Source organism: Rhodococcus sp. NPDC056516, assembly GCF_042794655.1.
In the GTDB taxonomy this organism is placed as follows: domain Bacteria; phylum Actinomycetota; class Actinomycetes; order Mycobacteriales; family Mycobacteriaceae; genus Rhodococcus_F.
On sequence record NZ_JBHTTG010000004.1, the window covers coordinates 144,936 to 166,924 of the forward strand.

Consider the following 21,989-nt stretch of genomic DNA (forward strand, 5'->3'; position numbering starts at 1 on the left):
GAGCACACCGCAAGACCTTGTCGGCGGCGGTCGAAACACAAGCAATGACTGCGAGTTTCGTCCCCCATCACATAAACGGCAGGGAGAAATCAGTGCAGAAATCTCACAAGAACGGCAACAGACGTCTCGGCACGCGCGTGGCCGTTATTGCAGGTACCGCAGGTGCGGTCCTCGCGTTCGCGGCGCCGATGGCCTCGGCTCAGGATCCGGTCGACAATTCGGTACCCGGTGCCGCAGTGTGTCCGGCTGCTGCCGAATCCTGTGTGTCGGTTGTGGTTCAGAGCGGAACCTTCGACAACAACGGCTTCAACCTCCCGATCGGAAAAGGCGACATGATTATCGCCGCCGAGGCCGGCTCCGGTGAAGGTGAGTCCACCGTTCTACTCCCTCGCGACGACGGACATAACGGTGTTTACTCCAAGCCGTTGACCGTTCCGGGTGGAGTTCTCGGAATCGACCTGCCGTTCGGCAATCTGTTCGGCCTCGCCGCAGTCACCGCCGAGGTGGAGGCGACCGCTGCCCCGACCCTCAACGGCATCATCACCGACATGGATCTGAGCATCCCGGTGCGGATGAAGATCAACAACGCGTTCCTCGGTGACAACTGCTACCTGGGCTCCGCGGCTGCGCCGGTGAATCTCCGTCTCGCGCCTGACCCGTCGGTGGTACCGACCTACACGGTGCTGCCGTCGACTGCGCTGAAGGTGAGCCCGGTTGGGAACGAGGCCACCGGCTTCGCGCTCCCCGCCGCCAGTGGCTGCGGACCGTTCGGAGTGCTGAATCCGATCGTCAACTGGCGAGCAAAGGTACCGGCCACGTCCGGAACCTCGCTCAGCACGATCTCCGACGCCTACCTGTACCCGGGTGGGCTCACCGGTAGCGATCCTCTCGACGATCTCGGCGGCGGAACAGGTTCCAGCGGGTCCAGTGGCTCGAGCGGTTCGTCCGGAAGCTCCGGTTCCTGAAAACCTGGATGCCTTGAAGCAGCGGTGGTGACGGAATGTCACCACCGCTGCGGCGTCCGACCTGTAATAACCTGTGCCTCAGGGTGGGCGAAGGCGGACTCCATCAGGAGGACCTGCGCGGCCACGAAATCACAGGGGAGTCCTCAAACATGTTTCGAGACAGCGTTCTTGCCAGTCCGGTCCTGCGCCGGGGTGTGACGGCACTGGCAGTGGCGGCTGCGGCCACGATGTTTGTCGGCACTGCAGCAACGGCGGAGCCGGCGCCAGTTGCCGGTGAGGTGTCCGCGGATTCCATCGCGGCAGCCCGTGCGCAGGCCATCGGAACGACGGTCACCGTCGTGGGAACCGCGACAACGCCGTCGGGAGTATTCGAATCCAGCTTCTACGACAAGGGCTTTGGTCTCCAGAGTGGCAATTCGGGCATTTACATCAGCGATCCGAACAACTCCGGGATTGCTCTCGGCGATCAGGTTCGGGTCACCGGAGTCCTCGCGGATCAGGAGGGCCTGCTCGTCGTCCGCCCCACTGCCGTCGAGGTAATCGGTACAGCCACCCAGATCAGCCCGGCGCGATTGCCACTCAATGCAATCGGTGAGGCCAGCGAAGGGCGCCTCGTGACGGTGTCCGGAATCGTGAGCGGACCCGTCGTCGACGATCTGCCGTACGGCCACAAGATCCTGGTCTCGGGCATCGAGGGAAACACCGTCATCTTCGTCAACACCCAGACCGGAATCGATGTCGACGCCATTGCGGTGGGACGCCCGATCACCGTCACCGGTTTCAGTGGTCAGTACGCCAGCACCTACGAGGTTCTTCCCCGTTCGGAAGCCGATGTGCAGCAGGGCTTCACGGGCAGCCTGAGCTTCGGCAGCTGACCTAGATCTCGAACCGAGCTCCGACGCGCATCGATCCGGGGGACAACCGGCTGATCGTGCGTCCGAGCTTGGCTTCGACGGTCACGGGTACCACGGCCTTGTTCGTGCGAACTGCTTTCACGATGGCGCTGGCCACTCGATCAGGCGTGAAGTTGCGCTTGCGGTAGAAGTTGTCGACCTTGGTCTGGTTTTCGAGCTGCTCCTCGGCGGTGGTCCCGGCAAATTCGGTGGTCTTGAGGATGTTCGTGTGAACGAGGCCGGGACAGATGGTGCTGACGCCGATGCCGTGTGGAAGCAGCTCTGCCCGTAGGCAATCCGAGAGCATGAATACCGCTGCTTTGCTTGTCGAATACGCGGTGAGGGCCTTCTGTGGTGTGTACGCGGCGGCCGAGGACAGATTGACGACGTGCCCGCCGGTTCCTCGGTCGATCATCATCGGGGTGAAGGCGCGGCAGCCGTAGACAACTCCCCAGAAGTTGATGTCCATGACGTGCTCGAACTGGCGCTGCTCGGTGTCGGCGAAAGTTCCGGAGAACCCGATTCCGGCGTTGTTGACGACGATGTCCGGCACGCCGTGGTGTGCCGCGACCGTCTCCGCGAAACGAATTACGGCCTGTTCGTCGGACACGTCGACCTGGTAGGCGTGCGAACCGCCACCGAACACCGCTTCGGCTCCGCTGGCCTGAGTGGGTGTGTTGATGAGCGCCGCAGTGTCCTGCGCGCTTTCGAGGTTGATGTCGGAGACGACGACGATTGCTCCCTGGGCCGCGAAGGCGAGGGCCGTTTCACGCCCGATGCCGCTGCCCGCACCGGTGATCACCACCAGCGTGCCGGTGAGATCGCGCAGTCGACGCTGCAACTTCGTTCCGCGTCGCCAGCCGGTGACGTCCTTCAGTAGCCCCATTGGTTGCCCTTTTCGTGTGTACGTTTGTGGCGTGTGTCTCTAGCTGACTTCCCCTCTGCGAAAGGTATCCGATGAGCGAGCTTCGTGTAGTTGCAACCATCCCGGCCAAGTCCGGTTCCGAGGACGACGTCCGATCGGCTCTGACAACTCTCGCGGAGGCGAGTCGGTCCGAGGACGGCTGTGTGTCGTACGAACTGTTCGAGTCAGCGGCTGCGCCCGGCACCTTCGTCACGATCGAAACTTGGCGCGGGCAAGAGGAGTTGGATGCCCACATGCAGTCCCCGCATTTGCAGGCTGCGCTTGCCGCTGCCGGTCCGCTCCTCGACGGCGCTCCGGCGATTCATCCGTTGAAAGGCGCCTGAATCAGAATGAATTCCTGACCTTCGCTAAGGGTCTGACCTGCGGATGTCGCTCGAAAACTGACCAATCGTCGCGCTTCATTCCACTGAGCGGGACCTGCGACTAATACCTGTGCCTTAAGTCACAAACTGTCTCGACAATGCTTCACATCACAGTTTCTGACCTGGAGGTTTTGAATGAGTCGCAGTTCTCGGCGCGGTCACCGCAAGGTTGCCGCCGTCGCGCTGGCTGTCTCCGCCGGCCTGTTCGTCTCGTCGTGCGCTGACAGCGGGAACGGGGGTGGGAGCGGCGACGCACCGGACTCCGGTTCGGGATTGTCCATCGGCCCGGTCAACGAGCAGTCCGGCGAGGGCGATCCGGTCAAGGGCGGCACCCTCACGTTCAGCGGGTACTCCGCCGTCACGAATCTCGATCCCGCGAAGACGCAGATCGCCGGTTCGGTCGCCGGTTCGGAGTTGGGCGCCATCTACGACACGCTCCTGCGGTACGACCCGGCTTCCAAGGAATTCGTTCCGAAGCTCGCAGAGTCGATGGAGCCGAGTTCTGACTTCAAGACGTGGACCCTCGAACTGCGTGACGGTGTGAAGTTCAGCGACGGGACGCCGGTGGATTCGGCGGCCGTCTCGGCGAGCCTCAATCGCTACGTCACCAACAAGGGACCGCAGTCGAGTCTGTACGCGTCGAAGGTCGCGTCGGTAGACACTCCGGATCCGTCGACGGTCGTCTTCAATCTCGTCGACCCGTGGACCGGTATCGAGTCACTGCTCTCGACGGGCCCCGGCATGATCGTAGCGCCGAGCGCCCAGCAAGGTGATCAGTTCACCCCGATCGGCGCGGGTGCCTTCACCCTCGAGAAGTTCGCTCCCAACGAGGAATTGATCCTCGACGCTCGGGAGGACTACTTCGACGGTGCCCCGAACGTGGACAAGCTGCGGTTGATCAGCATTGTCGGTTCGCAGTCCACCACCGAATCGCTCAAGAGCGGCGGCACGGACGTCGCGTACATGCGTTCGCTACCGAACGTGCTGGATCTGATCGACTCCGGCTACCCGGGCTTCGTCGACATTCCGTCGCTGTCGTACCTGTCGCTGGTCAACACGGCACCCGGTCGTCCCGGTGCCGACGTGCGCATCCGTCGGGCATTGGCACTCGCAACAGATCCCGTCGCACTCGACAACCGACTCAACGAGGGCAAGGGTCTGCCCGGACAGGTCATCTTCCAGGACACCTCCCGCTGGCACAACGACGTTGCTCCGATCGGCGTCGACACCGCCAAGGCGAAGCAGCTTCTCGACGAGGCCAAGGCCGACGGTTACGACGGCAAGATCACATACCTGACGCTGCAGGAGAATTCGGCGCAGGCGATGGCTCTCGCACTGCAGTCGATGGCCAACGCCGTCGGTTTCGATTTCCAGATCGAGTACGTCAACTCGGTTGCCGACGTCGTCAAGCGTTTGTACGCCGACCGCGACTTCGACATGGCAACAGGTTCCGCCAGCCTCGCGGAAGCCGATCCGTTCGAGCGTCTGTACTCGAATCTCAAGTCGGGTGGACGGAACAACGCCACGAGCTTCTCCGACCCCGAGATGGATACGCTGCTCGACCAGTTGGGTGTCGCGACGTCGAACGACGCGAAGATCGAGGTGCTCGCCAAGATTCAGGAGCGCGCCAACGAGGTTGTGCCGTGGCAGGTTTACGGCAACACCCCGTGGCTCGGTGTGTGGGGACAGAACGTCCACGGCATTCAGCAGAGCCTGGACGGAATCATGTTCTTCGACAAGGCCTGGAAGAACTGACAAGACCCGAGAGGCGTCCCCCACGGGGGACGCTTCTCGGCATCAGAGTGATCAAGAAGTGAGATCGAGGGCGGCGCGGACGATGCTGTCGGAGTCGAGGCCGTGGTACCGGTAGACGTCCTCGAGCGAACCGACCTGACCGAACCGGCTCACTCCGAGCACAGCACCCGGAACGTTGTTGATTCCCGTCAGGAACGCGAGGGTGTGCGGGTGCCCGTCGAGAACGGTCACCATCGGCGCGGACCGGCTGCTCGGAAAGACCTGATCCAGGATCCACGACGGACCGTCCGCGAGGCCACGCCGAGACTGGAGTGCTTCGAAGAGCAAGCCCGGGCTGGTCACGCACACGACGTCGGCGGAAATGCCTTGCTCGCCGAGTCTTTCGGCTGCGACAAGTGTTTCGGTGACGGTGGCACCCATGCCGACCAGAGTGACGACCGGATCAGGATTGTGTCGCAGTGTGTAAGCCCCGGCCACGACCTGACGTCGACGGCGTTCTCGCGCCGCCGGATCGGTCGGTACCGCGGCCAGGGCCTGATCGACCGGACGGGTCGACAGGCGCAGGTACGACGAGCTGCCGTCGGGGCGACCCAGGCGTCCGATGCTGTCGAGGAGCGTCCACTCCACGTCGACGGCGAATGCCGGTTCGAAACTGGTGCAACCCGGCTGTTCCAGTCCGATGGACGGGGTCTTGATCGACTGGTGTGCACCACCTTCGGCGGCCAAGGTGACGCCCGACGGAGTGCCGACCATGATCGACTGCCCGCCGGCGTAGATGCCGTACGACCACGGTTCGAGAGCCCGCTCGATGAAGGGGTCGTACATCACGCCGATGGGGAAGAGTGGCTGGCCCCAACGACTCCAGGTCGCACCGAGTTCGCCCATCAACCCGACCAGGTTGGTCTCGGCGATACCGAGTTCCATGTGCTGACCGGTGGGCTTCTCACGCCAGTGCATGATCGTTTCGGCGTCGTCGGCAAACCAGTTGTGCCGCTCGTTGGGTGACCACACGCCGACCTTGTTCAGCCAGCCTGCGAGGTTGGTGGTGGAACTGACGTCCGGGCTCAGTGTGACAACACGTTTCGCGGCGTCCGGTGCTTCGCGGCTGAGGTCGAGTAGTACCCGGCCGAGTGCTGCCTGAGTGGTGGACGTGCCGGAGGGCGTACGCCCGATGTCTTTCGGAACTGCCGGGGGCACCAGGTGCTCCACCTTCGGGCGAGCCAGGCGCCCAGTGGTTTCGGCGCAGATACGGCCCGACGGGCTGTCGGTCTCGAACCTTTCCCAGGGCTTCGACGGATCCATGCCGAGTTCCGCCGCCAGGTGCTCGTACTGCTCGGTGGTGAGCAGCGACGAATGGTTCTGCGGGTGGCCCTGCGTCGGCAGGCCCCGGCCCTTGATCGTGTACGCGATGATCACAGTGGGGCGGGTGTCGTCGATCTGCTCGTAGGCCTCTCGCAGAGCGTCGAGGTCGTGGCCACCGAGATTGCGGATGGCCTCGAGCACAGTGGCGTCGTCGAGGTCGTCGATCAGCGCCGTGATCGCGTCGGCGTCCGCCGCGTCGCCGGGCAGTCTCAGACGAACCTCGTCGGCCGTGCATCGCAGCAGACGCTGGTACTCCGGATTCGGCATGTCCAGGATTCGTTCGCGCAACGCGGTGCCGCCCGGCCGGGTGAACAGTGATTCCAGCAAAGCGCCGAACTTCACGGTGATGACCTGCCAGCCCGCACCCGAGAACATGCGCTCCAGGCGAGTTGCCGCGATGTTCGGCACCACCCGGTCGAGTGACTGGCGGTTGAGGTCGACTATCCACACGATCTCACCCAGTTCGGCAACCGAATGATCGAGAACTGCTTCCCACACAGCGCCCTCATCGAGTTCGGCGTCACCGACGAGGGAGTACTGACGCCCGGTTCCGGCGCCGCCGAGGGAGGCGTCGACGTATCGGCGAGCAATGGCGCCCCAGATGGGAGCCGTCGCGCCGATGCCCACCGATCCGGTCGAATAATCCACCGGATCAGGATCTTTTGATCGACTCGGGTAGCTCTGCAGGCCCCCGAACTCGCGCAGAGTCGTCAGGTAGGACTCGTCGAGTTCACCGAGCAGATAGTTGATGCCGTGGAGCACCGGAGCCGCGTGCGGCTTGACGGAAACCCGGTCGCCGGAACGAAGTTGGCCGAACCACAGCGACGTCATGATCGAGACCATCGACGCGCACGAGGCCTGATGGCCGCCGACCTTGAGCCCACTGGGATTCGGCCGAACACGGTTGGCGTGATGGATCATCGCGGTCGACAACCACAGAACGCGCTTCTCGATTTCCGCCAGTGACTCGGGAGCGTTCTGGTTGATGCTGGGGCTGTTCACGGCCGGTCCTGCCTTCAATAGTGGACATCGATCACCGCACCGCCTGTACCCCAGATCGTGGGGCCGACGATGTGGTTGTGATGTTTGGCAGGACTTCCTGAGGCCGAACCGTTCGGTGCGGCAAAATCCAGCCGCACCTGTCGATCTGTTGTGCAGATTCTGCGTCAAAGTCCATCATCGGCATACAGATTGGGCAATAGCTACCCACTGGATTGAGCAATGTGCGCAACACCGAGGGCTGTGCGCCGCGACAGGTGGGCACAATGCGCAGTGCACCGCCAGCCGCGCGCGGTCAGTCCATCAGATCGTGGACGTAGCACCAGCGCCAGGATTCGCCGGGCTCGTGCGAGCGCATGACCGGGTGCCCGGTTTCGCGGTAGTGATTGGTGGCGTGCTGATGAGGGCTGGAATCGCAGCATCCGACGTGGCCGCAGGACAGGCACATGCGCAGGTGAGACCAGTTATCCTCACCCAGTTCGGTGCATTCCTGGCAGACGCCGGGCGTCAGCGCCGCCGGGTCCGTTTCGGGCGCATTGGTTAGTTCCTCGCAACCGCTCGTAGCGGGTGCGGGCTGCTGTGTGCGAGTTGCTGCTCGCTTCAGGATTTTCTTCATCGCCTTCCATACTGCATGCTGCCAGGGTGAACGGCATATTACTGGGGGTTGTAGTAGCGGCGTTGCTGGTGGCGGCGGTCGCGCGAAGGTTCGGGCTGTCTTCGCCGCTGATCCTTGTCCTGGTCGGTTTGATCGCCTGTCAGATACCGGGTGTTCCGGAATTGGAACTCGATCCCGACCTCGTCCTGTTCGTCGTGTTGCCTCCACTTCTGTACTCGGCAGCACTGGACAGTTCATACCTGGCTTTGCGCTCGAATCTGCGTCCGATCGGATTTCTCGCGGTGGGGCTTCCCCTGGCGACGACGGCCGCGGTGGGCTTTGTCGCCTACCTGATCGTGCCGGAGTTCTCGATAGCGGCTGCTCTGGTTCTCGGCGCGATCGTGGCGCCGCCGGACGCGGTGTCCGCGAGCGCAATCGGACGCAAGCTCGGCCTGCCGCGCCGAATCATGACACTGCTGGGCGGCGAGAGCCTGCTCAACGACGCCACCGCTCTGACGGCGTACAAGGTCGCTCTCGCGGCCGCCGTCGGTACGGGTGCGACGCTGATCGGCGGCTTCGAGACCTTCCTCGTCGCGGCGGTCGGTGGAACGGTGATCGGCCTCGCGGTGGGGTTTGTCATCTCGAAGGTTCGCGGCAAGCTCCAGGATCCGGTGATGGAGAGCGGAATCGGACTGGTGGTGCCCTTCTTCACCTACCTGGCTGCAGAAGAGATCCACGCGTCGGGCGTCATCGCCGTCGTCGTGGCCGGATTGTTCCTCGGCCAGCGCTCCACCCGTGCGAGCTATGCGACGCGTTTGCAGGACACGGCAGTGTGGAAGGCCGTCGACCTGATTCTGGAGTCGTTCGTCTTCCTGTTGATCGGTCTCCAATTGCCCAGCGTCGTCAACGGATTGCAGGGGTACAGCACCTCGATCGTCGTCTGGGCGTCGGTTGCCGTGCTCGTGACCGTGGTGGTGGTGCGGATCGCCTGGGTGTTCCCGTTCACGTACGTACCGCGCTGGCTGTCTCCCCGTATCCGGGCGAGGGAGCCGGAGATTTCGGCTCGGGCAGTGTTCGTCGTGTCGTGGGCCGGTATGCGAGGGGTCGTGTCACTGGCGGCTGCTTTTGCGATTCCGTTGACGGTCAACAGTGGCGAAGACTTCCCTGGGCGTTCGCTGATCCTCTTCCTGACATTTGTCGTTGTGGTCGGCACGCTACTGCTGCACGGTCTGACGTTGCCGTGGGTCATCCGAGTCCTCGGCGTGCAGGGCAACGAAGCGCAGTCCGACGCGCGCGCTGAGGCGGCAGCACAGGACAAGGCTGCGCGGGCTGCTGCGGCGCGGCTGGACGAGTTGGTCGGAGCCGACGCCGACGACGTTCCACAGGTCCGCAATCGGGCCGCAGACATCTTGCGAAGCTGGAACACCCACCGGGCGAACTCGGCCTGGGAGCGACTGGGACGCAGCGACGAGGATCTGGGGGAGAGCCCGTCGAATGCCTTCCGCTCGCTGCGCCTCGAGATGATCGATGCCGAGCGAGGTGTCTTCATCGCCGAGCGCGATGCCGGCCGGATCGACGACGAGGTGCTCCGAAAGGTACTTCGAGAGCTCGATCTCGAGGAAGCGACGCTGGATCGCGACTAGATCTGGACTAGACCGGCTGGTCTGATCTCGGTGAGGGTATTCGCTGGCCAGGGTCGGTTTACCCGACCGTTGAGGCCTGCAACTTAACCGATTCCACTGAGCGAGACTCGATCCAATTTTCTGTGCCTCCCATCACAGACTGTTTCGTGTTCAACATCACGTCACGGTCTTACCCCGCCTTGGAGGCATTCGAATGAGTCGTAGTTCCCGCCGCGGAAGTCGCAGATTGGCTGCGGCTGCGCTGGCGATCACCGCAAGTATGTTCCTGGCGTCGTGCGCCGACAACGGCACGGGCAACGGCGGCGGCGAATCCGCTGATTCCGGTTCCTCGCTGAAGATCGGCATGGTCAATGAGCAGGCCGACGCCGGCACTCCCACCAAGGGCGGCACGCTGACCTTCAGCGGCTACTCCGCGGTCACGACTCTCGATCCCGCGAAGGCTCAGGTTGCCGGTGCCACCGGTGGCAGCGAGCTCAGCGCCATCTACGACGTGCTCATGCGCTACGACCCCATCGGGCAGAAGTTCGAGCCCAAGCTCGCCCAGTCGCTCGAGGCGAGTGCGGACAGCAAGACCTGGACGCTGAAGTTGCGTGACGGTGTGAAGTTCAGCGATGGAACAGCTTTCGATTCCAAGGCCGTCACCGACAGCATCAACCGCTACGTCACCAACAAGGGACCTCAGTCGAGCCTCTGGGCTTCCAAGGTTGCCTCGATCGACACCCCGGACGCGACGACGGTTGTCTTCAACCTCGTTGATCCGTGGACGGGCATCCAGTCGATGCTCGCCACCGGACCCGGCATGATCGTCGCCCCGAGCGCCCAGCAGGGTGACCAGTTCACCCCGATCGGTGCCGGCGCGTTCACCCTCGAGAAGTTCGCTCCCAACGAGGAACTGCTGTTGGCTGCTCGCTCCGACTACTACGGCGGCGCACCGAACATCGACAAGCTCAAGCTGATCAGCATCGTCGGCGCTCAGCCCACCGCCGAAGCCCTCAAGACGGGCGGTATCGACGCTGCATACATGCGTACGCTCACCCCGATCCTGGATCTGATCGAGTCGGGTTACCCCGGCTTCGTCGACATCCCCTCGCTCGGCTACATCGCGAACGTGAACATGGCCCCGGGCCGCCCCGGATCGGATGTCCGTGTCCGACAGGCGATGGCGCTGGCCGTCGATCCGGAGACGCTCAACACGCGCGTCAACAACGGCAAGGGACTGCCCGGCCAGGAGATCTTCCAGGACACCTCGCGCTGGCACAACGACGTCGCACCGATCGGCGTCGACCCCACCAAGGCGAAGGAACTGCTCGATCAGGCCAAGGCCGACGGGTACGACGGCAAGATCACGTTCCTGTCCATCCAGGAACCGTCCGCGCAGGCAACGGCTCTGGCCATCCAGGCGATGCTCAACGCAGTCGGCTTCGACGCTCAGATCGAATACGTCACCGGTGCAGGTGATCTGGTCAAGCGGATGTATGCCGATCACGACTACGACATGAGCACCGCAGCACTGAGCCTCGCCGAGGCCGATCCTTACGAGCGTCTGTACACGGGCATCAAGTCCGGTGGCCGCAACAACGCGACCGGCTACTCCGACGCCGAAATGGATGCTCTCCTGGACAAGTTGGGCGTTGCTACCACCGACGATGACAAGAAGGCAGTCCTGGCGCAGATCCAGGAACGCGCCAACGAGACGGTGCCGTGGCAGGTGTGGGGCAACGTCGCCGCACTCGACGTGTGGAACCAGAATGTTCACGGACTCGAGCAGAGCCTCGACGGAATCGTGCTCTTCGACGGAGCTTGGAAGTCCTAGAGAGCCTGGAAGTCCTGGAGAGCCTGAAGTTCACAGCCGGCCCCGCGCCCATATTTCAGCGGATCGGGGCCGGCTGTGAACGAAGAAATGAAATCAGAGGAACTGCTGTGTATTGCGAGCTCGCTGTCCGAAGGAGACGAAATCGATGAACATCGGCGCAATAGGTAAGAAATTGGGCCAGCTCGTCATTGTGATCCTGATCGTCAGCTTCGGAACCTTCGTGCTGGCATCACTGATCCCCGGCGATCCCGCTGTCTCCGTCCTCGGTGAGGGGCGCACGCCTGCCGAGTACGAGGAAGTTCGCCAGCAGCTCGGCCTCAACGATCCACTCCTGGTTCGCTATTGGGACTGGTTGACCAGTGCTCTGCAGGGCGACCTTGGTAACTCGCTCGTTCCCCCGCAGCAGGACGTCCTCACGGCGATCAGTTCCGCCCTCCCCGTCAGCGTGCAGTTGGCAGTGATGGGTCTCGTCATCGCCCTCGTCGTCGCAGTTCCGCTGGCACTCTGGTCGGCACACCACGAAGGCGGCGTCATCGACCGCGTCATCAGCGCCGCGACGTTCGGTGTTCTTTCCGTCCCGAGCTTCCTTGCCGGTCTGTTGCTGATCATGGTCACCGTCAACTGGCTCGGCTGGTTCCCGCGATCACAGTGGGTGCGCATCGGTGACAGCCTCTCCGGAAACCTTTCACACGCAATACTTCCCGCGATCACCATCAGCCTCCTCGAGATGGCGATGTTCACTCGCGTTCTCCGCTCCGACTTGGTGACGACGCTCCGTGAGGATTACATCCTCGCGTCGAAGGCCAAAGGAATGCCCACGCTGCGAGTGCTTTTCAGTGACGCGCTTCGCCCGTCGTCGTTCTCGCTCATCACGATGATGGGTCTGGCTCTCGGCGGCATGATCGGCAGCACCGTGATCGTCGAGACGCTGTTCTCACTGCCCGGAATGGGCACGCTCATCGTCCGCGCAGCGCAGCAAGGTGATTCGCCGATGCTGCTGGGCGCGGTGGTCGTGATCGCCGTCATCTACGTCCTCGTCAACAGCGCGATCGATGTTCTGTACACCTATCTTGACCCGAGGAGTCGTCGTGTCCATGTCTGAAGTGACGCCAGACGGAGCGGCCCCGTCGCCGGCCCCGTCCGAGGTGATGACATACCGGCAGCAGACAGTCCTGCTGGCTCCCGGTCCCGTCGAAACGCTGGAACAGCCGAAGAACCTGGTCCTGATCGGGTCGATTCTCACGGTGGTCGGCTTTGCGCTCCTCGGCACCGCACTCTTCGGTTCGGCCATCATGATGACCGTCCGCATCGTGCTCGCGCTCGTTGCCCTGGTTTTCCTCTTCAAGGGTCTCGGCAAGCTCGGTACGTCCAAGTGGGGCAGTCAGTTCGATCTCTCGTACTGGTTGGCGTGCATCTGGCTGGTCGCCCTGATCCTGGCCGCGATCTTCGCGCCGCTGCTGCCGCTCGGTGAGTACAAGGACACGGTCAAGACATTGGCCGAGCCGGGCTTCGCCTCGCCGAGCCTGTTGTCCGAGCACCCGTTGGGTACCAACAACTTCGGTCTCGACCTCCTCGCCCGCGCCCTGTTCGGGGCTCGCGCTTCCTTGACCGTCGCCATCTGCGCCGTACTGATCGGCATGATCATCGGTGGCACCATCGGCGTCATGGCCGGCTATTTCCGCGGCAAGGTCGATGCCGTCGTCGGAATCCTGACCAACTCGCTGCTGGCCATTCCTTCCCTGGTCCTGCTCATCGCACTGGCCGCGGTGCTGACGTCGAACCTGCGCAACATCACGCTCGCACTCTCGATTCTCTGCATTCCCAGCATGGTTCGAATCGCGAGGGCCAACACCATTGTTGTCGCCCAACGCGAGTTCGTGCTGGCCGCCCGTGCCATGGGCGCCACCAAATGGCGTGTCATCTGGCGCGAGTTGGTTCCCAACGTCCTCGTTCCCGTCGCTGCGCTCGGCTTGGTGGCCGTCTCCGGTCTGATCGTCGCGGAAGCCTCACTGAGCTTCCTCGGACTCGGTATCGCACAACCCGATCCGACCTGGGGCAACATGATTGCCGAAGGTCAGGGCGGGATCGTGGAGAAGCATCCGTTCATCGTCCTGGTACCAGGTGTCTTCCTCTTCCTGACGGTGTTCTCCTTCAACCTCATCGGTGAGAAGTATCGGAGTAAGCTGTGACCACTTCATCTCAGAACGGCGTTCCGCTGCTGCAGGCGGACAACATCAGAACCGTATTCGCCACTCCGCGTGGCCAGTTGCGAGCAGTCGACGGTGTCTCGATCCACGTCTCCGCTGGTGAAACTCTCGGCATCGTAGGCGAATCCGGTTCCGGCAAGTCGGTTCTCGGGCGCACCATCATGGGTCTGCTCCAGAAGGGTCCCGCCCTCGACATCACCGGAACGGTGACGTTCGCCGGCCGCGACATGTCGACGATGAAGAAGTCGGAGATGAAGCACTTCTGGGGACCCGAGATCGCCATGGTCTTCCAGGATCCGATGACCTCGCTCAATCCGTTCAAGCGCATCGGTACGCACATCACCGAATCCTTGAAGTTCCACCTTGGTCTGAAGAAGGACGCGGCGCGCGATCGCGCTGCGGAACTCCTGTCGATGGTGGGCATCCCCGAGCCCAAGCGTCGGCTCGATCAGTACCCCCACGAACTTTCGGGCGGTATGCGACAGCGTGTGGTCATCGCGATGGCACTGGCCTGCGAGCCGAAACTGCTGATCGCCGACGAGCCGACCACCGCTCTCGACGTGACGGTCCAGAAGCAGATCCTCGATCTGCTCGCCTCGCTCAACGACAAGCTCAACATGGCCGTCATCCTGATCAGCCACGACCTCGGGGTGGTCTCGGGTCGTTCGGATCGCGTCGCCGTCATGTACGCCGGATCCGTCGTGGAAACGTCGGCAACCGAAGAGCTGTTCACTCGTCCGCGTCATCCGTACACCGAAGCATTGATGGCCGCGATTCCGCGACTCGAATCGCCGACGCACACAGTGCTGCAGACAATTCCGGGTGGGCTCCCGGACATGACGAAGCCGATCACCGGTTGCCGCTTCGCTGCTCGCTGCCGGTACGCCCAGGACGACTGCTTGACCGGTGACCCGGCTCTGGCTCCCGGCGGACCTGGGGACAACACAACTGAAAGTCACACGTTCGCGTGCCACTACCCGGTCGATACCCCGGAAGGCACAACGGCATTGGTCGCCAACGAGAAGGCCGGCACTACCGCAGCGGGCCTGACGCTCGCGGTGAAGGAGATGGTCTGATGACTGCAGCAACCGATACCAGAAAGCCCGAGACGGTGGACGCGGCCTTGACCGTCGAGGACCTGGTCGTCGAATTCAACGTCGGCAAGGGGCAGACGGTTCACGCCGTGTCCGGGATCAGCTTCACCGTCGCTCCGGGTGAAACCTTGGGTGTGGTCGGTGAATCCGGCTGCGGCAAGTCCACGGCGGGCCGGGCGATCATGCAGTTGCCCTCACCGACGTCGGGCTCGATCCGCCTCGGAGAGACGGAAATGACGGCACTGGGTGCGGAAGAGTTGCGTCGCAGCCGCACTCAGTTGCAGATGATCTTTCAGGATCCCATCTCCTCCCTGAACCCCCGTCGCAAGGTCAAGGCTCTCATCACCGAGGGCCCGTCGATCTGGGGCGGAAAAGACAAGGCCGCCATCGAAACTCGGGCGCGCGAGGTTCTTGCCGAGGTCGGGTTGGACCCGGACATGGTGTGGGACCGGACGCCGCGCGAGCTCTCGGGCGGACAGTGCCAGCGTGTGTGCATCGCCCGCGCGTTGATGCTCGACCCCAAGGTCCTGATCTGTGACGAGCCGGTCTCGAGCCTCGACGTGTCCGTGCAGGCGCAGATTCTGAACCTGCTCGAGGACGCAAAGAAGCGCCACGGGCTGTCTCTGCTGTTCATCGCGCACAACATGGCCGTCGTGAAGAACATCAGCGACCGCGTGATGATCATGTACCTGGGCCGCGTGTGCGAAATCGTTCCCGCAGAAGACATGCAGAACCGCGCGCTGCATCCGTACACGCAGCTACTGCTGGCGTCGATTCCCGATCCCGACGCCACCGTCACCGCGGCGCAGAATGTCGAGCAGAAGGTCATCGAACTGCCGTCGCCGCTCAATCCGCCCAGCGGCTGCCGCTTCCGCACGCGGTGCCCGCTGGCCACTGATCTCTGCGCCGAGGAAGTTCCCGAACTTCGTCTCGTCGAGGGCGGCCATCAGGTGGCGTGCCACCACGTATGAGTTGAGCTAGACGCGCAACATGTTGCGCACGTGACCTGTTTCGTTGATGGACCCGACCCTTCGGCTTCCACTGCGGGAAACAAGAATTCGCGTGACGGAGACGTACTCGATCGGGAAGGTCAACGGGCGCTCCAGCCCGAGCAGTTCCTGCAAAACGATGTTGACGACGCCACCGTGGCAGAAGATCGCCACGGTGGCGTCGTTGTCGGTCGCCGCGACTATCTCGTCGATCGCACCGAGGACTCGCGCACGAAATGCGTCGCCGTCCACCGACTCCGGGAGCCAGCCGGCTTTGATACGCGCATAGGTTTCCGGTGCCCGCTCCAGGACCTCGTGCATCGGGATGTAGTGGGGCTGCTCGTAGTCGTATTCCGCCAGACCCTCGAGCTGGGTTACCGGAAGGTCCACTACCTGCGCGACCGGGGCCGCGGTCTCGAGTGCGCGCTTCTGCGGGCTGCTGAATAGTCCGGTGATCCGGTACGGCGCCAGTGCTGCGGGCAGACGAAGTGCCTGGGCACGGCCTTCGTCGGTCAGCGAGGGATCGGCGCGGCCTTCGGTGACCTCGGCCAGTTCGGGGAGCGCGTGTCGGATCAGGAGTAGTTGCACCTACGTCACCTTGCCATGTAGAGATCGAACGCCACCACGAGGTTTCGCCCTTCGCGTTTTGCCTGGTACATCGCGTTGTCTGCGATGTCGAGCAGAGTCTCCATCCCCTGCATCGCCCGGTCGACCCAGGCGACGCCGATACTGACCGTCCCCGCGAAACCGCGAATGGATCGCGCGTGGGACTCCTGAGTCAGCCGAATCTTCTCCGCGAGCTGGATTGCTTCCTCGAAGGTGCAGTCGGCTATCGCGACGGCAAATTCTTCACCACCCAGGCGGCCGGAAAGTCCCAGGCCTTCGGTAGTGGCGAGGAGGGTGTTACCGAACTGTTCGAGGACGGAATCGCCGGCGAGGTGGCCGAGGTTGTCGTTGATCGATTTGAAGTGGTCGAGATCGAGCATCATGACGGCGATCGGTCGTTGCGCCGCGTGCTGGGCGTCGAGGAGTTCCTGCGATTGGGTCCAGAACGCGTGGCGACTCAGTGTTCCGGTCAGGGCGTCGCATTCGGCGATGCGTTGGAGTTCACGTTCAGCGCGTCGCTGTGCGCCCGTGGCGACGGCTACGGCGATGGGGGAGAGTGCCATCAGAATGACGGAGATCCGGGTGGTCACACCCTCGCTGAGCAGATGAACCGGATCTGCGAGTGCCAGTCGCCCCTGGCCTGCCATGACCAGTGCCCACGCGCCCCATCCGGCTGCCAGGAGCGAAGTGCTGAACAGTGAGACACGCATTGCGCACCACAGGAGCGCCGGCATCGGCAGCAGCAGCGCAAGGGCTCCCTGAACCTCCAGGGCGAGTGGCAGACAGGCCAGTAGAGCGGCCAGAGGTGCCAGGATCTGTGCGAGCCGCCGCAAGTGCAGACTCTGCCGCACGGACGGCCCGAAAGTCCTACGAATGTGTTCGAGCGTCGGTGCAGAAAGGACGATCGGCAGCACGATCAGATACGTACACAGGTCGGCGAAGAACCACCCCACCAATTCCGTTGCCGCGCCGCTTCCTTCGTGAAGTTGAGTGCGTAGCGCGCTCGCGGACCCGGCCGTGAACGACGCCAGAACGGAGACGAGGAAGATTCTGGTGGTGTACTTGGTCTCGGGGATCCGCCTCGGAAAGCAGCCGAGCAAGTTCGCGGCGATCAATCCCGTCGTCACCCCGACCAGATTGATGCCGTTCAATTCGAATGCCCGCTGCACCGAACTTCCGGTCGAAAGATCCGCCGTCAGCAGCGCGGCGCCGCCGACGGCGAGTCCGATCGGCGCAAACGAGCGAGGGTTACGGAGGAGAATGCCCAGAAGGATCGCGTTGGCGGGCCAGAAGGTCGACAGAAACCCGGGTGGACGGGCGGCGATGCCCGCCAGGGCGACAACGAGGATCGCCACGAAAATAAGGCAGGAGCGCACCCGACGTGTCGAACGGTCCATGGTCAGCCTGTCGTAGATAGCAGAAGCTGTCCGAGCCTAGCAATGATCCGGCTACTGTCCGAGTTGTAGGTTGAAGCATCATCCTCGACGGTTCGGCTGCGTGAGACGCCGAATCAAGTCCGCCAACTCCTCGGGCTGATCGATCATGGCGTGGTGATGCGCCGGACGCAGGACGTGAAAACTCCCGCCGAGGTAGGTGGCGAGTTTCTGCTGCTTTGCCATCCAGGCGATGGACCAGGGAGTGGTGTGGCCCGTGTGCGCGGCGACGACGCTGAGGTCGATGTCGGGCAGTGGATGCTTGCTCGAGCGTCGTAAAGCGGTGAGCTCCAGGGCCATATCGGTGTACGCGACGTATTCGATCATCGCCGCTTCCAGATAATGAGGCTCGCGGTAGATCTTCCGGACCCATTCGAGAGTGGCTTCGGACGACCCGCTCGGCGGCACGGACTGGTTGAGGATCTTGCGCGTCGTGGTGCCGAGGAGTCGTTGGAGCCCAGTGGTGCTGAACGAAGCCGCGGCGGCCCGGGAGGCGATCAGCAGCAGGTCGCGAGGGAAAAGACGTTTCGGCTCTTTCTCGGCACTGGAGTCGAGGAGGAGCATGCCCGCTGCGCGATCGGGGAACAGGCGCGCGAAGCCTTCGGCGTAGAAGCCGGCGATGGAGTGACCGACCGCCACCGCGGGCCCCGCCAACCCCAGAGCGTCGAGAACATCGAGGATCCGCTGAGCTTCGCCGCGGACGGTCGGAACTTCGGAAGTAGGCTCGCTGAGCCCGAAGCCCGGGCGATCGAAGCGGACGACGGTGTGGTCCGACTGAAGATGACGCGCGCAGTCATCCCAGTCGAACCAATTGCCCGCCAGCCCACCGCACAGGACGACGACGGGGCCGTCGCCCTCGGCAAGAACATGCAGTCGGCTCTCGCCGACCTGCAAGATCTCGCCCGGTGGTTTCACGTGGAACAATTCCGGCACGCGAGAATCCGGACTACTGACGCGGTTTCGCGAGGGGGAAGGCCAGCGTCTCGCGGATGCTGCCACCCGTGATCAGCATGACGATTCGGTCGACGCCCATCCCGAGACCACCCGTCGGCGGCATCGCGTGTTCGAGGGCTTGAAGGAAGTCCTCGTCCAATTCCATCGCTTCGGGATCGCCGCCGGCCGCGAGCATCGACTGCTCGGTAAGCCTGTTGCGCTGATCCACGGGGTCCGTCAGCTCGCTGTACGCGGTTCCGAGTTCGACGCCCCACGCCACCAGGTCCCACTTCTCGGCGACGCCGGGGATGCTGCGGTGCGGCCGGGTGAGCGGCGACATCGAGGTGGGGAAGTTGGTGTAGAACGTCGGGAACTCGGTGTAGTCCTCGACCAGGTGCTCGTACATTTCCTGCGCAATGGCGCCGGTGTCCCAGCTGGACTGGTACGGGATCTCGTTGGCGTCGCACAGCTTCTGCAGGTCTTCGAGACTTGTCTCGGGGGAGACGTCGACACCAAGTTTTTCGGCGACGGCGCCGTGCATCGTCTTCACCGGCCACTCGCCGGAGATGTCGACCTCGACCAGTTCGCCGTCCGGGCCGGGACGCATGATGATCTCGCGACCGAACGCTGCGACGGCCGCCGCCTGGATCAGCTCGCGGCACATCCGCATCATTCCCTCGTAGTCGCTGTGGGCTTCGTACGCCTCGAGGATCGTGAACTCGGGATTGTGTTTGAAGTCGACGCCCTCGTTGCGGAACACGCGGCCGATCTCGAACACCTTCTCCATACCGGCGACGCACAGGCGCTTCAGGTACAGCTCGGGTGCGATGCGGAGATAGAGGTCGAGGTTGTACGCGTTGATGTGTGTCAGGAACGGAGCGGCATTCGCGCCGCCATGCACCTGCTGCAGAATCGGGGTCTCGACTTCGAGGTATCCGCGACCACCGAGTGAATCGCGCAGCGACTTCACGACGGCGCTTCGGGCCTCGAGCAGTTCGCGGGCCTTCGGGTTGAGGGCGATGTCGAGGTACCGCTGGCGGACTCGGGTCTCGGGATCCGAGAGGCCCTTCCACTTGTCCGGCAGCGGGTGCAGGCACTTGCCGTTCATGCGCCACTCGACGGCGATGAGCGACAGCTCGCCCTTGCGGCTGCGTCCGATGGTTCCGCTGACTTCGATCAGGTCACCGAGATCGAACTCGGCGGCGAACTCCGCCAACTTCTCGCGGCCGACGTTGTCCTGGTCGACCAGAACCTGGATGTCGCCGGACCAGTCGCGCACGTCCGTGAACACCACTCCGCCGTAGTCGCGAACCCTCAGCAGGCGTCCCGCGATTCGCACGCGGGTGCCCTCCGGTGACTTTGCTGCGGCAGCGATCGTGTGCGTCGGCGGGTAGGCGACGGGGTAGGCGGCGATCCCTTCGTCGGCGAGTTGCGCGAGCTTGTTCATGCGCACTCGGACCTGTTCGGGTCGACGCGGGCCGTTGGTGGTGAACGACGGCGCCGAGTCCGGCGGACTGCCGTCGGCGTGCAGTCCTTCGGACGTCACCAGAGCGGCGGGCACCGCCACATGCGTGCCGGTGTGTTTGACGACCTGGCTCGACTTGCGCCCGAAACTGGGCAGCACCACAAAGCCTTCGGCGATGGCCGACGCGAATCCGACGCGCGGCAGTTCGCGGTTGTCCTCGAAGCAGAGGAAGCGTGGCTCCCAATCAGGCTGGTACTTCACATTCGAGCGGTACAGGGCTTCGAGTTGCCACCAGCGCGAGAAGAAGACGAGCACCGAGCGCCAAATGCGGAGGATCGGGCCGGCGCCGATGCGCGAACCTTCCTCGAATACCGAGCGGAACACGGCGAAGTTGAGCGAGACCCGTACGACGCCGATCTCGTCCGAGCGTGTGGCCAACTCCGCGACCATCAATTCGATGACTCCGTTGGGCGCAGTCGACTTGCGACGCATCAGATCGAGCGAAACGCCGTTCGGTCCCCACGGCACGAGCGAGAGCATGCCGACGACGCTTTCGTCCTCGGTGCCTTCACCCATGACGGCTTCGACGAGGAGGCAGTCGCCGTCGAGGTGATCGCCCAGTCGGCCGAGCGCCATGGAGAAGCCGCGCTCGGTGTCGGTGTCGCGCCAGTCGTCGGCGCGGATGATGACGGCCGACATGTCCTCCGGCGGAACGTCACGATGACGTCGCATCCGGACAGTGACGCCGTGGCGCCTCACGCGGGTGACGGCCTGACGGACCGGGCGCATGTCGCGTCCGTTGAGGTTGAATTCGCGGGTGCGCAGGATCGCTTCGTCGCCGAGTTGCAGGACGCTCAGGCCCGCCTTTTTGTACGCCGTCGCTCCGATTTCGCTGGCACCCATGACGGCTGTCGCCCAGCCGTACTGCGACGCGAGTCCCTGCCACGCTTCGATGGCGTGCGGCCACGCTTCGGGATCGCCGATGGGATCACCACTGGCGAGGCAGACGCCGATCTCGACGCGGTACGTGATGGCGGCCTTGCCGCTCGGCGCGAAGATGACCGCCTTGTCGCGGCGGGTGGCGAAGTAGGCGAGCGAGTCGTCGGCGCCGAAGTTCTGGATCAATCCGCGAATCGCGGACTCGTCGTTTCCGGTGAGGGCGTTGTTGGAGCGTTGCGCGCGGAAGAGCGTCATGACGGCGGCGAGGAGCGCGATGGCACCGAGGAGACCGAGGACCGTGTTGACGAAGACGCGCGGGTGACCGTCGAACACCTCGTTGTCGACCGAAGCCGCAGCGGTGACGCGGTTCAGGGCCCACAGGAATCGCTGGTTCTGCGGCAAGTCACCCGGGAAGAGTTCGACAAGGCCCCAACCGATCACGGTCGCGACAGCCATGCCGCCGATCAGCACGCCGAGAGCTTTCCAGCCGGCACCGCGTCGTACGCGTGTGTAGAACTCGGGCCTCGCCGCGATGAGGATTCCGATCACGACAAGCAAAACCACAACTGCCACGGCGTTGTTCGGGTTCTTGTCGACGATCGCGGAGGCGATGTTCGTGAGGGTGATCAGCGCCAGGTAGATCGTCAGCAGCCACCAGGCGATGCGCTTGCGGCTCGCGAGGGCAGCGGCGAGCAGGGCGACGACGAGCGCCCACGACAGGCTCGTATCGGGTGCGTCGAAGTAGTAGCTGTCGATGTATTCGCGTGGGACGCGGAGGATGTGCCGCAGAACCGGCGAGATGCTCCACAGGAACACCAGTACGGAGAAGACTCCGAGGATCAGTCCCGAGATATGAGGAACCTGGCTGAACCGCCCTTTGCGGAATCGACGCGCCTGGCGCGGATTTTCGGGTGGCGATTCCACCAACTCTGCAGTGGTGTCCGATACCTCGGTCAATGGTGCCATCGAGCTTCCTCTCCTACCGGTCGATCAGATCCTCACGCTAAGTGT

Annotated in this window: 17 protein-coding genes; 10 read left to right on the top strand and 7 right to left on the bottom strand. The window is 63.6% G+C overall.

Annotated elements, in window-relative coordinates; genetic code table 11:
- Window positions 1–92: 92 nt before the first annotated feature.
- Window positions 93–965, top strand: coding sequence for a hypothetical protein (locus tag ACFQ6Y_RS13540; protein ID WP_378536264.1), 873 nt, complete (start codon window positions 93–95; stop codon window positions 963–965).
- Between the two features lie 149 nt (window positions 966–1,114).
- On the top strand, window positions 1,115–1,840 hold the full coding sequence (locus tag ACFQ6Y_RS13545; RefSeq protein ID WP_378633220.1) for a hypothetical protein: 726 nt from the start codon (window positions 1,115–1,117) through the stop codon (window positions 1,838–1,840).
- Between the two features lies 1 nt (window position 1,841).
- Here ACFQ6Y_RS13545 and ACFQ6Y_RS13550 read toward each other — a convergent pair whose 3' ends face one another.
- Window positions 1,842–2,744: an SDR family NAD(P)-dependent oxidoreductase gene (locus ACFQ6Y_RS13550; RefSeq protein WP_378633224.1), complete on the bottom strand. Its 903-nt coding sequence runs from the start codon at window positions 2,742–2,744 to the stop codon at window positions 1,842–1,844.
- A gap of 71 nt (window positions 2,745–2,815) precedes the next feature.
- Between ACFQ6Y_RS13550 and ACFQ6Y_RS13555 the strand changes: the two genes are divergently transcribed.
- Together ACFQ6Y_RS13555 and ACFQ6Y_RS13560 are read left to right on the top strand one after the other, a co-directional pair.
- Window positions 2,816–3,106 carry a putative quinol monooxygenase gene (locus ACFQ6Y_RS13555; RefSeq protein WP_003943546.1) on the top strand — a complete coding sequence of 97 codons (291 nt, stop codon included), beginning with the start codon at window positions 2,816–2,818 and terminating at the stop codon, window positions 3,104–3,106.
- A 174-nt stretch (window positions 3,107–3,280) separates the two neighbouring features.
- On the top strand, window positions 3,281–4,900 hold the full coding sequence (locus tag ACFQ6Y_RS13560) for an ABC transporter substrate-binding protein (RefSeq protein WP_378633229.1): 1,620 nt from the start codon (window positions 3,281–3,283) through the stop codon (window positions 4,898–4,900).
- A gap of 51 nt (window positions 4,901–4,951) precedes the next feature.
- Here the strand turns inward: ACFQ6Y_RS13560 and ACFQ6Y_RS13565 are convergent, their stop codons facing one another.
- Window positions 4,952–7,264 (bottom strand): pyruvate dehydrogenase, encoded by a 2,313-nt coding sequence (locus tag ACFQ6Y_RS13565; RefSeq protein WP_378633234.1) that lies wholly within the window; start codon window positions 7,262–7,264, stop codon window positions 4,952–4,954.
- Window positions 7,265–7,556: 292 nt separating this feature from the next.
- The gene (locus ACFQ6Y_RS13570) at window positions 7,557–7,877 is read right to left on the bottom strand and encodes a UBP-type zinc finger domain-containing protein (protein ID WP_378633238.1); all 321 of its coding nucleotides are present in this window, start codon (window positions 7,875–7,877) and stop codon (window positions 7,557–7,559) included.
- A 26-nt stretch (window positions 7,878–7,903) separates the two neighbouring features.
- Between ACFQ6Y_RS13570 and ACFQ6Y_RS13575 the strand changes: the two genes are divergently transcribed.
- The 6 genes from ACFQ6Y_RS13575 to ACFQ6Y_RS13600 all read left to right on the top strand — a co-directional run bounded on the left by ACFQ6Y_RS13575 (window position 7,904) and on the right by ACFQ6Y_RS13600 (window position 15,584).
- Window positions 7,904–9,499: a Na+/H+ antiporter gene (locus ACFQ6Y_RS13575; protein ID WP_317826763.1), complete on the top strand. Its 1,596-nt coding sequence runs from the start codon at window positions 7,904–7,906 to the stop codon at window positions 9,497–9,499.
- Between the two features lie 193 nt (window positions 9,500–9,692).
- Window positions 9,693–11,312, top strand: a complete 1,620-nt coding sequence (locus tag ACFQ6Y_RS13580) for an ABC transporter substrate-binding protein (RefSeq protein WP_378633243.1) — start codon at window positions 9,693–9,695, stop codon at window positions 11,310–11,312.
- Window positions 11,313–11,457: 145 nt separating this feature from the next.
- Window positions 11,458–12,414: an ABC transporter permease gene (locus tag ACFQ6Y_RS13585; RefSeq protein WP_003943571.1), complete on the top strand. Its 957-nt coding sequence runs from the start codon at window positions 11,458–11,460 to the stop codon at window positions 12,412–12,414.
- Window positions 12,407–13,501 (top strand): ABC transporter permease, encoded by a 1,095-nt coding sequence (locus ACFQ6Y_RS13590; protein ID WP_378445764.1) that lies wholly within the window; start codon window positions 12,407–12,409, stop codon window positions 13,499–13,501. The genes ACFQ6Y_RS13585 and ACFQ6Y_RS13590 overlap by 8 nt, the downstream gene beginning before the upstream one ends.
- Entirely contained in the window at window positions 13,498–14,595 is a 1,098-nt protein-coding gene (locus ACFQ6Y_RS13595) for an ABC transporter ATP-binding protein (RefSeq protein WP_378445346.1), read from the top strand. The genes ACFQ6Y_RS13590 and ACFQ6Y_RS13595 overlap by 4 nt, the downstream gene beginning before the upstream one ends.
- Window positions 14,595–15,584 (top strand): ABC transporter ATP-binding protein, encoded by a 990-nt coding sequence (locus tag ACFQ6Y_RS13600; RefSeq protein WP_378633248.1) that lies wholly within the window; start codon window positions 14,595–14,597, stop codon window positions 15,582–15,584. Before ACFQ6Y_RS13595 ends, ACFQ6Y_RS13600 begins: the two co-directional genes overlap by 1 nt.
- A gap of 6 nt (window positions 15,585–15,590) precedes the next feature.
- On the opposite strand, the gene ACFQ6Y_RS13605 is transcribed toward ACFQ6Y_RS13600, so the two are convergent.
- The 4 genes from ACFQ6Y_RS13605 to lysX form a co-directional block, all read right to left on the bottom strand.
- Window positions 15,591–16,190, bottom strand: coding sequence for a histidine phosphatase family protein (locus ACFQ6Y_RS13605; protein ID WP_378536281.1), 600 nt, complete (start codon window positions 16,188–16,190; stop codon window positions 15,591–15,593).
- A gap of 5 nt (window positions 16,191–16,195) precedes the next feature.
- On the bottom strand, window positions 16,196–17,563 hold the full coding sequence (locus ACFQ6Y_RS13610; RefSeq protein ID WP_378633253.1) for a diguanylate cyclase: 1,368 nt from the start codon (window positions 17,561–17,563) through the stop codon (window positions 16,196–16,198).
- A 120-nt stretch (window positions 17,564–17,683) separates the two neighbouring features.
- Entirely contained in the window at window positions 17,684–18,574 is an 891-nt protein-coding gene (locus ACFQ6Y_RS13615) for an alpha/beta fold hydrolase (RefSeq protein ID WP_378633256.1), read from the bottom strand.
- A 13-nt stretch (window positions 18,575–18,587) separates the two neighbouring features.
- A complete protein-coding gene (lysX, locus tag ACFQ6Y_RS13620; RefSeq protein ID WP_378633261.1) occupies window positions 18,588–21,944 on the bottom strand; it encodes a bifunctional lysylphosphatidylglycerol synthetase/lysine--tRNA ligase LysX in 3,357 nt (1,118 codons plus the stop codon).
- Between the last annotated feature and the right edge of the window lie 45 nt (window positions 21,945–21,989).